At 69.5% G+C, this 14747-nt stretch carries 11 protein-coding genes and 1 pseudogene; 4 read left to right on the forward strand and 8 right to left on the reverse strand.

Annotated features, from left to right (window positions below; genetic code table 11):
• Positions 1-213 precede the first annotated feature (213 nt).
• The 3 genes and pseudogenes from V3N99_09200 to V3N99_09210 all read left to right on the forward strand — a co-directional run bounded on the left by V3N99_09200 (position 214) and on the right by V3N99_09210 (position 3495).
• A complete protein-coding gene (locus V3N99_09200) occupies positions 214-1059 on the forward strand; it encodes a polysaccharide deacetylase family protein (protein ID MEO3936921.1) in 846 nt (281 codons plus the stop codon).
• Positions 1056-2324: a hypothetical protein gene (locus V3N99_09205; GenBank protein MEO3936922.1), complete on the forward strand. Its 1269-nt coding sequence runs from the start codon at positions 1056-1058 to the stop codon at positions 2322-2324. The genes V3N99_09200 and V3N99_09205 overlap by 4 nt, the downstream gene beginning before the upstream one ends.
• A gap of 1010 nt (positions 2325-3334) precedes the next feature.
• Positions 3335-3495, forward strand: a pseudogene (locus V3N99_09210) (IS5/IS1182 family transposase).
• 110 nt (positions 3496-3605) lie between these two features.
• Here the strand turns inward: V3N99_09210 and V3N99_09215 are convergent.
• The 7 genes from V3N99_09215 to V3N99_09245 form a co-directional block, all read right to left on the reverse strand.
• Positions 3606-3848, reverse strand: coding sequence for a hypothetical protein (locus V3N99_09215; protein MEO3936923.1), 243 nt, complete (start codon positions 3846-3848; stop codon positions 3606-3608).
• A gap of 359 nt (positions 3849-4207) precedes the next feature.
• Positions 4208-4372: a hypothetical protein gene (locus V3N99_09220; GenBank protein ID MEO3936924.1), complete on the reverse strand. Its 165-nt coding sequence runs from the start codon at positions 4370-4372 to the stop codon at positions 4208-4210.
• 239 nt (positions 4373-4611) lie between these two features.
• The gene (locus V3N99_09225; GenBank protein ID MEO3936925.1) at positions 4612-5304 is read right to left on the reverse strand and encodes a cysteine hydrolase; all 693 of its coding nucleotides are present in this window, start codon (positions 5302-5304) and stop codon (positions 4612-4614) included.
• A 29-nt stretch (positions 5305-5333) separates the two neighbouring features.
• Positions 5334-5606 carry a hypothetical protein gene (locus V3N99_09230; GenBank protein MEO3936926.1) on the reverse strand — a complete coding sequence of 91 codons (273 nt, stop codon included), beginning with the start codon at positions 5604-5606 and terminating at the stop codon, positions 5334-5336.
• Between the two features lie 258 nt (positions 5607-5864).
• Positions 5865-6749 carry an SGNH/GDSL hydrolase family protein gene (locus tag V3N99_09235; protein MEO3936927.1) on the reverse strand — a complete coding sequence of 295 codons (885 nt, stop codon included), beginning with the start codon at positions 6747-6749 and terminating at the stop codon, positions 5865-5867.
• A complete protein-coding gene (locus tag V3N99_09240) occupies positions 6742-7857 on the reverse strand; it encodes an alpha/beta hydrolase-fold protein (GenBank protein ID MEO3936928.1) in 1116 nt (371 codons plus the stop codon). Before V3N99_09240 ends, V3N99_09235 begins: the two co-directional genes overlap by 8 nt.
• The gene (locus V3N99_09245) at positions 7848-10664 is read right to left on the reverse strand and encodes a phosphatidylglycerol lysyltransferase domain-containing protein (protein ID MEO3936929.1); all 2817 of its coding nucleotides are present in this window, start codon (positions 10662-10664) and stop codon (positions 7848-7850) included. Before V3N99_09245 ends, V3N99_09240 begins: the two co-directional genes overlap by 10 nt.
• A gap of 130 nt (positions 10665-10794) precedes the next feature.
• On the opposite strand from V3N99_09245, the gene V3N99_09250 reads away from it, so the two are divergent.
• Positions 10795-11403 (forward strand): LysR substrate-binding domain-containing protein, encoded by a 609-nt coding sequence (locus V3N99_09250; GenBank protein ID MEO3936930.1) that lies wholly within the window; start codon positions 10795-10797, stop codon positions 11401-11403.
• 189 nt (positions 11404-11592) lie between these two features.
• Here V3N99_09250 and V3N99_09255 read toward each other — a convergent pair whose 3' ends face one another.
• Positions 11593-14715: a PAS domain S-box protein gene (locus tag V3N99_09255; GenBank protein MEO3936931.1), complete on the reverse strand. Its 3123-nt coding sequence runs from the start codon at positions 14713-14715 to the stop codon at positions 11593-11595.
• Positions 14716-14747 lie beyond the last annotated feature (32 nt).

Raw genomic sequence — 14747 nt, forward strand, 5'->3', positions numbered from 1 at the left:
CGTCCTCCTCGGAAGCCCTCCCGGAGGACGGGCTGCACCTCCACTTCGCCCACATGCTGATCAATGTCAGTGTTCTCGGCAACCCGGCCCCGGGAGCGCCAGGGGGGCAGGGGGGTGATGGAGGGCCGGGGGCGAAGGCATACCCGCGCGTTGGCCCTGTGCTCTGCGGAGCGGTGTCGCAGCAGCAGCGGCGCGTGGTGGGATGCTCGATGCGTGAGCTCCAACCCCTCCTCCTCCTCGGTGCCGCGTCGGACGGTCGTCTCGGGCCTGCTCGCCGGCGCCGCGTTCACCGCGACGGCCTGCAGCAGCGCCAGTACTCCTCCGGCGCCTCCCCCCACGACCACGGCTCCACCGCCTTCCAATCCGACCGGGCCGGACGGGGCGTCGGCGACGGCTGCGGTCCACGCGTCGACACCGGCCACCTCCGCAACGCCTGCCGTCCTCACGACTCCCGGGGCCGACATTCGAAGCGGGCCGGCGACCGTACCAAGGGCCGCCCTCACCTTCCACGGCGCCGGTGACCTCACCCTCGCCCACGCCGCGCTCGATCTTCTGGCCGCGCGCGGAGCCCGGGTCACGGTGTTCGCCGTCGGGAGCTGGCTGGCCGCGACGCCCTCGATCGGGCGCGAGATCGTCGCCGCCGGCCACGCCCTCGGCAATCACACGTGGAGCCACCCCACCTTGACCCACCTCGGGTTGGCCGCAGCCACCGACGAGGTCCGTCGCGGGGCCGACGCCGTCGCCGCAGCCGTCGGCACGGCTGGGGCGCTGTTCCGCCCCTCCGGCACCCCGAGCAGCACCGCGACCATCCGAGCCGCCGCCCTCGCGGCCGGGTACGCCCGGAGCATCTCGTACGACCTCGACTCGCTCGACTACACCGACCCCGGGGCCGCCGCCGTCGTCGCCACGGTCACCGCCGCGCTGCATCCTGGAGCCATCATCAGCCTCCACCTTGGGCATCGACACACCATCGCAGCGCTTCCGCGGATCCTCGACGCCCTGGCCGGGGCGCAGCTGCAGCCGGTGACCGTCCCTGACCTCCTGCACGGTGTCGCATGACCACGATGGCGGTACGGCGTCGCCGTACGGTGACGGTGCTCGCGTCCGTCGTCGTGGCCGTCACCGCGGGCGTCGCGGCCTGCCAGTCCCGGGCGGGGTCACCCACCGCGGACCACCCCGCAGCGGCGGCTCCTGCCACGATCCCTGCACCGGCGACGCCGGCGCCCACCACGAAGAACTCCGAAGATCGCAACCCCGCCCCCTACGCCGCCGACGGCGCTGGGATGCTCACCGGCGCGGCCCGCTCCGCCCGACCCCTGGTCTACGTCCCGAGCCAGGTGGCAGGGACGGTCCAGGTCATCGACCCGGTGACGTACCAGGTCATCAGCCGGCACCGGGTCGCCCGGTCCCCGGAGCACGTCGTGCCGTCGCACGACCTGTCGACCCTGTGGGTCAACAGCGACACCGGTGACACGGTGACCCCGATCGACCCGCGCACGGGTGCGCTGGGGACACCGATCCACGTCTTCGACCCCTACAACCTCTACTTCTCCCCGGACGGGAAGTACGCCATCGTCATGGCCGAGCGGGCACAGGCGCTCGAGATCCGCGACGCCCACACGATGGCGGCGGTGCGCGACGTGCCCGTCGGCTGCGCCGGGGTCAACCACGGCGACTTCAGCGCCGACCTACGCACGATGGTGGCCAGCTGTGAGTTCTCCGGGACGCTCGTGGCCATCGACCCCGGCCTGACCCACGTCGTCAAGAGGATCGACCTCAACGCGGTCGCGACCCCCGGCGCCACCGACCCCGAGATGGCACGCTCGAAGGGCGGGCCCGCGGGGTCCCTCGAACCGGGTGCGTCGGCCATGCCCCAGGACGTGCGGCTCAGCCCCGACGGTCGGTACTTCCTCTGCGCCGACATGCTCCGCAACGGCATCTGGGTGGTCGACGCGCGGACCCTCACCGTCTCCCGTTTCCTGCACACCGGCCTGGGCGCTCACGGCATCTACTTCTCCCGTGACGCGAGCAAGGTCTACGTCTCCAACCGGGACGAGGGCACGATCTCCGTGCTCGACGCCACCACCCTGGCCCAGACAACACGGTGGAGGATCCCGGGTGGCGGCTCCCCCGACATGGGCGGCGTATCCGCCGACGGGAAGGAGCTGTGGCTTTCTGGCCGGTACAGCTCTGTCGTCTACGTGTTCGACACCCGGACCGGCGCCGTCACGCACAAGATCCCGGTCGACAGCGGGCCCCACGGCCTGCTGGTGTGGCCACAGCCGGGACGAATCTCGTTGGGCCACACGGGAAACATGCGCTGACCGACCCGACTGGGTTGACCTTAGTGCCGACTCACGCGGCGGTTGAGGTCACAATCACGGGCCAAGCCGATGAACCTGTCCCGTGGGTGGAACGACCAGTGACCACCAGGACCTGATGTGGGAGGCCGACCTAGCCGACTGGAACGCGGTGCTGCTGGGCTGGTTCCCAGACCGGGTCGGGGACCGGGTGTCGGTCGACCACCAGCTCGAGGAGGTGCTGCGGGGGCAGCAGCGGCGGCGAGCGCAGACCGGTCGTGGCGCGGGCGATGGTCCAGGTCGTGACACGCCACCTCGTTGTCGATCATCGTCGCTGACGTCGCTTGCTGCGCCGAGGCCTCTTGGTCAAGTCGCCCTTGTCGTGGGACACACCCGGACCTGCCCGAGTCCGACCCAAAGGGGTCGGGACCGGCAACGGCCGGGGTGGTCCCCCTGGCTCTACTGGCGCAGGACGACGAGTCCGAGGACGCCGACGACGTAGAGCACGAGCACGGCGATGCTGTCGATCCCGAGGACGGCCTTACCGGAGACGAGGGCAGCGAGCAGAAGCAGGACGGGCAGGGACGAAGGTCAGACCATGCCGACCCCGATCGGCACGTCGCGCTGCTTTCCGCAGTCGAGGCACTCCTGGAACCTCCCACCGGCCTCCGTACTGTTGGGGTAGCGGTGGGTCCTCCACCGATGCCAGATGTGCAGCCGACAGGTGAGGCGGCCCCGACGACGAACCTCTTGGCCTGGCTCCCTGTTCTGCGACGGCGCAACCATCTCAGAAGGCTGGCAGGGGACCAACGGGCCGTCAAGGAAACCTGAAAGGCGCCTTTCCACCCCGAAGGGTGTTGGCGACACACTCCAGGTTGACTCAAAGCGGATGCTGCCATGCTCGAGTAGTGCCGGACCGCGGTGCCACGCTCCCACCGGGTGACGTGACATCTCCCGTCTGTCAGAGCGTCGGCGGCATCTGCGGCAACGTCGACAGCGTCGGCCACCACGCCGTCGGCGGTTCCGGGGCCAGTGGCCGCCCGCCCGCGCTCGGCCCGGCCGCGTACAAGGGCCGCAACCCCGTCGAGCGCGGTTCACCACCTTCGAGCAGTGGCGGATCTTGGCCACCCGCTACGACAAGCCCGCCCAGACCTACCGCGCCGGTGTCGTCCTACGCGCCGTCACCCTATGGCTCAACTCAACTGGAGACCCGCCCCCGTCGGTACCGGACCGGTGGGTGACGACCCCAGCCGCCCACGGGTGCATGAGTAGCGGGTCAGCGCAGGCCGCGCGGTCGCGGCCGGGTCAGCGTGTGCTCGGGTCGGCGCGGGTGGCGGGCCATGGATGGCGGAGGGTCCTCGCGCCGCCCCGCTCAGCCGCCGCCGCCCCACCCGGGAGGTGGGTACTGCTCGTGCTGCCCGCTGTCCCGGGTCTTCCCCCGGGCGTCTGACCCGTCACCCGGTCGGCCACGGTGGCGGCGACGGCCGCAAGCAGACCCCAGACGAGGGCGATGACGATCACGACGGCCACACCGATCCATAACGACACCAGCCACCTCCTCCGACCGGCACGAACACGTGCCGCTACAGGTACCCACCGATCCCCATCTGCGACTTGGCGCCGGGGCTGAGGCCGTCCGGCCGCTCCTTGAGGCACCGGGCGCAGCGTTCGTACCGGGTGCCGTCCGGGGTCCGGGCGACCTCCCAACAGTGGTGAATCTTCGTCCTGCACAACAGGGGCTTGCCGCGTGACGCCATGACATCCTCCTCAAGCAGATCGGTTGGCCTGCGCCAACTTTGCAAACTTCCTACGATCCGTGGGCGACCGATCAGGTTGTCACCACTGGCTCTCCACCACTACCGGGGAACTCACTGTCGTCCGGGGGCAGGGCAGTTGGACCGCTCCAGTCAGCCGAGCGACGCCCACCCCATGCCGCGGCCGCCCATGTCCGAATCGACGGCATCAACCTTGCCGCAGGTGCGGCATGTGAGCAGCACCCTGCCGTCGGGCTGGCGGTCCCTGCGCCAGCGGTGGGTGATGACGAGACACAGCACTCGGCGGGCACGCCTCATCGGACCTCCTCGTGGTGCAGGTCCCCTGCGCTGTCCACGGTCCTCGGGCCGAAGAGGGAAGTCAAGGGGGGTGTGCACGTCGATGCCTCCGCGACGCCGTTGCTGGGCGGCGCTGAAGTGGCCTTTCGTGCCCAGCCGCTACTCCTGGACCTGCTTCCGCTCGCTGCGGCGGCGTGGGCGCTGCCGGTCGACGTCCCACCTCCCTGGCCGCTCCTCCCGGTCGGAGCTCGACGGCTGCACTAAGGTGCCGACGAGGCGGCGGCCAGCCCCTGGGCATAGTCGTCGAACTGCTCGGTCGTCATCGTCTGCCCGAACTGGTATCGGAACCGGGCGATGGCGAAGGCGTGGGCGTCCTGCGCCGAGAACCCGTCGAAGGGCTGGGAGGCGCAGGCGTCGTCGAGGATGACCACCTTGACGCCGGCCATGCTCAGCCCGTCGGAGGTGGTGCCCACGCAGATAGGGGTGGTCAGCCCACCCATGACCACGGTGTCCCAGCCGTGTTCGTCGAGGATCTCGAGCAGGTTGCCGGCCGCGACGGCGGAGAACCCCGTCTTGCGCATCACGAGGTCACCCGACTCCACCAGGCCGGGATAGAACTCGGCGTTGTGGCGGCCGGACATCAGGGGGTGACGCGCGACGACCTCCGCGACCGGCTGACCGTCGGGACCGGGGTAGTCGCTGGGGTAGTAGATCTCCCGGCAGAGGATGACCCGGCCCCCGGCGGTGCGCCAGCTCGAGGCGGCCCTGATGAAGTTGGCCACCGCTGCGGGGGCGTCGGGGGTGTGCTCCCACCCGCCGTCGCTGAAGCCGAGCTGGAAGTCGACGCCGAGCAGGACGGTGTGCTCAGGGCTCAGGTCGTATGGCGGTGCGACGCGCGGGTTGTTGCCCATCTCGACTCCCGGGTGCTGTGGGCGGCGGTGCCTGCCGCTCATTCAACTCCTCGGTGAGTGCCGCCGGGGCGTTACCGAGTGGTGCCGACCGAGGCGACAGCGTCGGCGTCGGCCAGACGCTGGGTGTAGCGGATATCGACGTACTGGACTCCTGTTGACGGATGGTCGGACTGGCGGATCAGAGCGGTCGTGTCGTGCCCGTGGTGCCGGGTCCGCAGGCCCATGTTGAGTGCGTCGAGGGCGAGGTCGGTGCGCGGTGAGGCCGACAGCTGCCACCCCACGACGCATCGGCTGACGACGTCGAGGATGAACGCGGCGTCGACCCATCCGGCGAAGGCCCGCACGTAGGTGGGGCTGACCGGAGTGTCCGCGATCGCTGTGGGCCGTCATCAGGTCAGAGGGAGAACCTGTGAGCGGTCCGACCGATTGGTGTCCCCGACCCGCAGGCCATCAGAAGTACTGGGGCAACGACGGCGTCCACCAAGAGCTAGAGCTGCCAACGCAACACAGACCTCACCCGTCAGATCCAGATGCCCATCCCAGAACTGCACCGCCGGCTCATCACCGACGCCACAAGACGACCAGACGCCCGCGTGTGTCGATCATCCGCCTCCTCCCGGCCAGGCCGCGATGGCGCCGACGAGCCCCAGGGTGTGAATGACGGCGCCCGCCAGGAGGGTATGGCCGCTGGCACTGAGGTGGTCCCCATCAGCCAAGAGGTCTGGGGTGGGGTCACGTGTGTCCGCTTCACCCTTCAGCGGCGTGTAGGCGTCCACGTAGACGGCCCCCGAGGTGGTCGCCACGTGCTCGACCGAGGTGTTGACCAGTCGGGTCAGCTGGTCGCTTCCCGTCACGAAGTTGGGACCCCGTGCCCGGCCGACCGCACCGTCGAGGGTGACGTTCCAGTAGCCGACCAGAGCGATCCGCAGGTCGGGTCGGCGATCGATACGGTGGATTCCGTCGATGATGCGGATGAGGCCGTCGCGGATGCCGTTGATCTGTGACGTCCAGCAGCTCGACGTGGACACCGGTGCACACGACGAGTCGTCGACGCGGCCAAGGTCGAGGTCGTTCGCGCCTGCTTCGATGAGGACGAGGTCGGCCTGGGCCAGGTGGGTCCGGGTCGTGGGATCTCTCAGGTCGGACTCGACGTCGGCGGTGGTCCACCCACCCGTCGCGTCGTTGTGCACCACCCAGGGGACGTGCGTCGCCGCCTCGAGGCGGTCACCGACCTGGGCGACGTAGCTCCGGCAGCCGCACGTGTCGGCCGAAGGCACGGAGTCGCCCAGCGCGACCAGGGTGCTGACGTCGCCGACCGCCGTCGTCGTCGAAGCGGCCGTCGCCGCGGACCTCGGCGCACGCGAGGAGCCGGGGGCGGCACGAGTCGTGACGACCACTGCCATGATCGTCAGCAGGCCCGCGAGCCCGAGCAGGGCAGCACCGAGGACGGACCAGCGTCGACGGGACCGCCCGCCGTGGTCAGCCACGGAACCCGGGCAGGGTCTGACCGAGCCAGCGCATGGCCGCGGGAATGTACGGGGAGAAGACCGAGCCACGGTGGCCACCCGTTGCGAGGACAGTCCCGGTAACGTCAAGGGGGGTTCGAGCCGCGCTGAGGAACGCTGACGTCGTGGGATAGGACAGGCTGTCCTGCCGCGACGCGAGGACCCAGATCGCCACGGGCGGAGGGGTCGTGCGGGCGATCCGCACCAGGTCGTAGCCTGGCGCAGTCGAGCCGGTCAGGGGGTCGTAACCGGGGCTGAAGTCAGGTCGGAAGTACCCCTGCATGACAATGGCCGCGCCGAAGACGTCGGGGTGACGCATGGTCACCGAGGCGGCGCACCACCCGCCGTACGAGTAGCCGACCGCCGCCCACGCGCTCCGGGAGAGTTTGGCTCTGAAGTGCTGGGCCACCCACGCCGGGACGTCGTGGGCGAGCCACGTGTCGGTCTGCGGTTGACCAGGACCACCGTTAACGCACTCGGTGTCCAGGGAGGCAGGCGTGTCGATGCGCGGCATGACCACGATCGACGAGGCGAGCTCGTGCTGACGCGTGAGGGTGTCGGCAGAGCTCACGAACGGGAGCCCGAGAAATGACGCGGGTGCGCTGGGGAAGCCGTGCAGCCCCAGCATGACCGGGTAGACCCGAGGCGACGTGGCGTCGTACCCGACCGGCAGGGAGACGAGCACCTGGCCTCCCGCCTTCGAGTGCGCGGCCTCGACCGTGTAGGTCTGCAGGCGCGAGCCCGGCGAAGGCAGTGGTGGCAAATGCGCTGGCGTCGTCATGCCCGTGAATCCGGGACCGGGCACCGTCACGGCAACACCGGCCGGAGGCGTGCCACCTCGATGCTCCTGGAGCGAGGGCGAGCGCGACCCGATCAAGTCGCCCCAGCTGGAGTAGAAGAGGTACTGGTCGTTGAGCGCCGCGCCGGCGAGCGCGACGACCAGGACGTTGAGCATCAGCACCTGAGTCGCGCGTCCGACGCCGCGCCACACGGGTGGGCCGTGACGGGGCAGCCCGGCGACGATGGCACCGAAGACCACGAGCCCGAGGACGGCGAGCAGCACGAGGAGACTCGTGTCGGTCAGTGCCACGGCGTCGACACCACCCGAGCACGCAGGTCCGACGGGGCGGGCCGCACGAACGGGAAAGTGAGGACGTGCCGGATCGAGGTGTTGGTCAAGACCATGACCAAGCGGTCGATGCCGATACCCAGACCCCCGCTCGGGGGCATCCCCGTCTCGAGTGCCATCAGGAAGTCTTCATCGATCTCCATCGCCTCCGGGTCACCTGCTGCTGCCTTGAGGGACTGCGCGGTCAGTCGCGCCCTCTGGTCCACGGGGTCGGTGAGCTCACTGTAGGCCGTGCCGATCTCCATGCCACCGATCACGAGGTCCCAGCGCTCCGCGAGACCTGGGGCCGAACGATGGCGGTGGGCCAGCGGTGAGGTCTCGACGGGGAAGTCGGTGTAGAAGGTGGGCGTCATCGTGACCGGCTCCACCAGCTCCTCGTACAGTCCCTCGATCACGGCACCCGGGCCCATCGCCGAATGGACAACGACGCCGTGCTCGCCGGCAATCCCCATCAGCACGTCCATGTCGGTGTCCAGGGTGACCGTCCGCCCGATGGCCCGGGACACCGCGTCCAGCACCGGCACGACGGGCCACGGCGCGCTGATGTCGACGAGATCAACACCCTCCGAGCCGGTGCGTCCTCGACCGATGGCAGGGATCGGCAACGCCTTCCTGCCGTGTATGCAGATCGCGGACTGCGTGATGATCCGCTCGGTCAGCTGTCGCATCGTCGTGTAGTCGGCGTGGGGCCGGTAGACCTCGAGCGACGTGAACTCTGGGTTGTGGGTCGCGTCCGCCCCCTCGTTGCGGAAGCTACGGCCCATCTCGTAGATAGGCCCGAGACCACCGACGAGCAGGCGCTTCAGGTAGAGCTCCGGGGCGATACGTAGGGAGAGGTCGACGCCGTAGGAGTTGCTGAACGTACGGAATGGCCGTGCGGTTGCCCCACCATGGGTGCTGTGCAGCATGGGTGTCTCCATCTCGAGGAAGCCCGCATCCGCCAGCGTCTCCCGAATGGATGTCAGGACAGCGGCCCGTTGTCTGCGTGAGCCGAGGGTGACGATATGGGCGAGGTGGTTGGCATCCAGCGCACCGCCGCGACCGATGGTGGAACGCGGTGAGGGAAGGAATCCCTCGGCGATGCCGGCGGCCAGCGCCACCTGAGGCAGCGAGACGGCATCGTCGTACCACAGGAACCGTGGCGACCACGTCGGCTCGTACCCGGCGTTGGATCGGTAGAGACGCTCGAGCTGCCAGAATCGGTCGAAGAGCCCGAGCACCGAGGCGTTGAGTCGGGTGAGGGAGCGTGAGCCCATCAGCTCGGCATCCTCGAAGACACGCCGGAACATGCAGAAGTTCAGCGACATCCGCACGACTCCCAGGTCGGCTGCCCGTGCCATCAGCGTGGTGACCATCAGCTCGGTCACCCCGTTCGGCGCCGACGGCGAGCGACGCATGACGTCGAGGGACAACCCGGAGCGCCCCCAGGGCACGAAGGACAGGACTCCGGCGAGGTGGCCATCGGAGTCGGTCGCCGTGCCGTAGAGGACGTCAGCGTCGGCAGTGTCGGCAGTGTCGGCCGTCCGGCCGAGGGCCGTGGAGAAACCACGTTCGGGGTGACCAGCCCGCCAGGCGTGGGCCTGCTCGCTGATCTCGGTCAGATCGGCCGATGACAGCTGTTGCTGCCGGCGCACCTGAACGACGAGGCCCGCCCGGGACGCCCGTTTGGCCGCTCGTCGCACACCGGAGAGCGAGGCACGCCGCACGTCGAACTGGCGCGGATCGAGGAGGGCTTCGTCGCCGAGCAGCAGGACGCGCAGCCCGGTGGCGGCATACGCTCGCGCTCCGGACTCGCTCGCCGACAGGACGGCGGGCAACCAGCCGTAACGGCGAGCCTCCGCCCTCCAGGCGATGATGGCCGCCCGCCAACTGTCCGGGTCACCAACCGGGTCTCCCGCCGCGAGCGAGACGCCGGCGTGGACACGGTAGGTCACGGCTGCACGACCGTCTGGAGACATCACCGACGCCCGGTCACGACGCGTGGCGAAGTACCCCAGGGAGTCGTCCGCACCGTGCTCGGCCAGGAGCCGACGCAGGACCACCTCGCGGTCCGGTGACCACCTGCTCGACGACCGGGAGGACGCGAGAAAGAGCACCACCGCGACGAGGATGGTGGCCGCCGCGCAGACGGCCACTACATCAATGACCCACACCGGGACGCCGACCAGGGACCGCCGGCTCACACCGCCGAACACCGCGAGGACGGTGCCGACCACGAGGCTCACCTGCGACCGGGAGGCATGGACGACGCCCAGCAGCACCCAAGCCACCCCTAGCGTCACCACCGACCCCGCCACGAGTGCCCCTAGGGACAGCCACCACGACCCAGGCGTGACCCGCCCGGTGAACTCGTGACGGAGCCGGGTCAGCCACCCCAGGACGACCAGCGCGACGAGCATGGCCACGACGTCGAGCCCCCGACCGACGTCACCCCGAGCCTCCCACAGCTCGGCCAGGGGCAGTCTGGTCGCCGGCGCGAGCTCGGTGACCCCGAGGTAGATGGCGACGAGCTGAAACAGGGCGACCAGCCACAACCCGATGCGTTTGCGGCCAAGGAGGGCCCGAGTGACGAGCGCCAGCACAACCACGGAGACGAAGGTCGGCCCGACCGGGACGTTGAGGAGACCGAAGATCGCCGCCCACGAACTGCTGGTCCCCTTGGAGTCGAACAGTGTCAGCGACAGGGACACGACCGTGGCCAGCGCATAGACAGCCGTCAGCAGCCGCGCCGAACGAAGTGCACTGCGGTGCTCAGCGAGGCGTCCCATAGGACAGCATGTTCGACGTCCTTGCTGGACGTTGGCACAACGTCTGCTATGGGGGCGCCCAGAACGCGAGTGGAGTCGAGCAGTGTCTCGTACCGGGTTTGATGGACACCATCAACCCTCGGAGGTCTGTGTGGCCGCACCACGGAAGTACCCGGACGAGCTTCGGGAGCGCGCCATCCGGTTGACGCTGGACGCACGCGAGGACCCTGCCTCACGATCGGGGGCGTGCTCGCGGATCGGCGGGCAGCTCGGGACCATCGACCTAGACGTTGGCGCCGAGGTGCCGACGACACCTGACATCGCCGTGCGACGCCTCTTCGTCGACCACCTCGTCGCCCTGGTTGCCGCGGACTCAACCATGGGCCGCGCCCCGCAGCTCACGATCGACCACCTCTGCGACTACCCGCACATCTCCGCGTCCCGCCGCGGCCTCAGCCGCGGCCCCCTCGACGACGCACTCGAGGAGCTCGGTCGCCCGAGGACAGTGATCGCCGTCGTCCCGACCTACGCCGCAGCCGCCCTCCAAGCCCTCGAGCCAGACGTCATCGCGCTCGTGCCCCGAGTGCTGGCTCACCAGCTGGCATCCCGCGGTGTCCCAATCCGAGCGCACGAGGTGCCGCTCACCCTGCCCGAGGTGCGGGTCGACCAGCGGTGGCACCGCCGTCTAGACGGCGACCGCCCTTCCCAGTGGCTACGCGATCACGTACTTGCAGCCGTGGGTGACCTGACGGGCTCTTGAGACACGCACCCCGCGCCGTAGTGCGAGCCTGCGCTCCTCGACGGGCTCACCGGTCTCCAACCCGTTCGCCTCTGGTTCTGAGAGTGGATCCCGTACGGGTCGACACCGCATCGTCTGCCCGCGCGCATGATTCGGGCGCGTAGTCTCCCAGCCAGCCACCGGTGAGCCACCCCGACACTGACAGGCGCTTCACCTGGTGCTGAAGATCTCGTGTCGGTCCTTGCCGCGTGACTTGGCTTTGTACATGGCGCTGTCGGCGTCGCGCAGCACCTCCTCAGGGTCGTCACCGGCCCGACCGAACGTCAGGCCGATGCTGACCGTGACGATGTGCTCGTGGTCGTGGATGGCGACCGGTTGGGCCAGCACTGCTTTGATCCGGCCGGCGATCGCGACGGCCTCCCGGTACGAGGCGGTGACGGCGTCGGGTGCGCCGCCGCCTGGGGTGCCCGGCAGGGGGTCGTTAGCTAACTCGTCGTCCAGTCTGCCTGCGGTTGCGGCCGCCTCAAGAATGACGACGAACTCGTCGCCGCCAACTCGGGCGACGGTGTCCTGGGGGCGAAGCACGCCACGCAGGCGGTCGGCTGTGGCGCGCAGGACGGCGTCACCGGCGGCGTGACCGGCGGTGTCGTTCACGTTCTTGAACCCGTCGAGGTCGCAGAACAAGATCGCCACGCTGGTCCCGGTGCGCGCGGAGCGACGCAAGGCCAGCTCGAGGCGGTCGGTCAGCAGCGTGCGGTTGGGTAGGCCGGTGAGTGGGTCGTGCAGGGCGGCCTTGGTCAGTCGCTCCTCGACTTCGACCAGGTCGGTGACATCACGGGCGATGGCCAGCAGCTGGGTGATACGGCCCTCATCATCCCGCCGGAAGGGCGTGGCGCGCCTGGACAGCCAGCGGTAGCCACCATCAGCGGCCATGGCCCGATAGCGCATGGAGACGACCTGCCCGTCGGCGAGGTCAGCACCGGCCACGTTCGACGCGCGCAGCCGCGGCACGTCGTCGGGGTGCACCAAGGTCGCGTAGATGCTGGATCCAAGGGCGTGGACCTGCTCAGTGGTGTAGCCGAGCATGTCCAGCAGGTTGCGTGAGCTCCACAAATTTCTGCCCTGGACGGGGTCGAGGAGGTAGATCAGGTCGGGGCTGGCCGCGAGGACGCCATCGTGGAACGCGGCGTGCTCGCGCAGCCGCTGCTCGTCGGCGCGCAGCACCGTGACGTCGTGCATGGCAACGACAGCACCCTGGACGGTGCCGTGCTCGTCGCGCAGCACCTGACCGGTGCACAGCACCCGCGTGGCCGGACGTCCCTTCGGGGCGATCACCATTTCCAGGTCCTTGACCACGCCGTCGCGCAGTGCGACCAGCAGCGGGATCTGCTCCATGGGCAGCGGTGTCGTCCCGTTGGCGTGAAACAGGTCGTAGTGACGGGCCAGCTCGGTCGGGTCCAGGCGGGTGTCGGCGTCGACGCCGTGCCAGGTGCGCGCGGCGTTGTTGAACGTCGTCAGGTGCCCGTCGGCGTCGCAGGCGACGATGCCGACCTGCACGGTGTCCAGCAGTGCGTCGGTGAACGCCTGTCGGCGGGCGAGCTCGGCGGTGGTCTCGCGGAGTCGGTCCTCAGCCGCCACCCTGGCGGAGATGTCCACGACGGTTCCGACGCCTCGCAGCGCCCGGCCGTCGGCGTCCCAGACCGAGTTGACGCCCAGCAACACCGGAAGGGCGGTGCCGTCCTTGCGACGGTAGATCCGCTGCACGCTGGAGCTGGTCGGTGCGCTGTGACCGAGCAGCGTGCTCAGAGCGGCGTCCATCGGCGCATGGTCGGTCGGGTCGACTACCATCGACAGTGGGCGCCCGATGAGCTCGTGCGCCTGGTAGCCGAGGATCGTGCACAACGTCGGGTTCACCGCCAACAGGGTCCCGTCCGGAAGCGCCTCCATCATGCCGATCGGTGCGGTGTCGAACAGCACCCGGAACCGGTCCTCGCCGGCGCGGAGCGCCTTGGCCGCCGCTACTCGTGTGGTGATGTCATGCATCTCCACCTGGACAGCGGGTTCACCGTTCCAGGTGACCAGGCCAGCGTTGACCTCGACGTCCCTCAGGCACCCATCGACCCCGTGGATCGTGGCCTCAGCGGCCAGGACGGTCTCACCGACGAGGATGGAGGCCTGTCGGCGCAGGTACGCGCTGCGGTGCTCGTCAGCGAAGAGGCTCAGGAAGCTGCGGCCGATCAGCTCGCGCGCGGACTCGGCGCCGTATAGACGGGCGGCGGGCTCGTTGGCGTAGCGGAACCGCAGGTCGGTGGCCCCGTAGACAGCGACGGCGACCGGACTGTTCTCGACCAGGCTCTTCCAGCGTTGTTTCGACTCGGCCATCTCGGTCCGGGCTTGCGTGATCTCGGTGACGTCAGTGGAGACACCAGCGACGCCGTAGACCTGCCCGTCGTTGTCGCGCAGCGGGAACTTCGTGGACAGATAGGAGTGCACGGACCCGTCGGGATGAGTCAGCGTCTCGGCCAGCACCTGCCGACTCCCGCTGGTCGCGACAGCTCGATCGTTCTCCAGGAAGACTCGTGCCTCCTCGGCTCCGAAGAGGTCAGCATCGGTGTGGTCAAGCACCTGGGCGGCGGACTTGCCGATCACCGAGCACAGGGCCCCGTTCGCCAACAGGAACCGGCCGTCGGCGTCCTTGACGTAGACCATGACGTCCGTGTGCTCGAGAACCCCGTCAAGCACCCGCCGGGTCGCAGCGTGGGCCGTCTCGGCGACCTCACGTGCCGCGATCTCCAGCGCCAGTGCCTGAGCCTGGCGCCGGTGCTCCAGCTGGGTCATGACTTGGCGTGCCAGGACCGCCAGCTGACCCAGCTGTTGCCCGTCCAGCTGGCGGGGGATGGTGTCGATGACACACAAGGTGCCCAGCGCGAGACCGTCAGGGGTGATCAGAGGGGCACCGGCGTAGAACCGGATGTGCGGTGGGCCCGTGACCAGAGGATTGTGGCGAAAGCGGGGATCGGCGGTGGCGTCGGGGACGACCAGCACGTCCTGGCCGTCCAGGGCGTGCGCGCAGAAGGCGATGTCCCGGTCGGACGAGCACACGTCCAACCCGAGACGCGCCTTGAACCACTGCCGGCCCTCGTCGACCAGGCTGACCAGAGCAGTCGGCGTCCCGCACAGCTGCGCCGCCAGCTGACACAGGTCGTCGAACGCCTCCTCCGGTGCGGTGTCGAGGACGTCGTACCGTGCCAACGCCGCCAGCCGGGCCCCCTCGGCCGCGAAGGTCGCGGCGTCGCGGTCGTCGCCGCAGTCAGCCGCACGTTGACCCGTCACCGGCGTGCTCGAACTACTCGTGCTACTCGTGA

The sequence above is a fragment of the Dermatophilaceae bacterium Soc4.6 genome (genome assembly GCA_039889245.1).
Classification (GTDB): domain Bacteria; phylum Actinomycetota; class Actinomycetes; order Actinomycetales; family Dermatophilaceae; genus Lapillicoccus.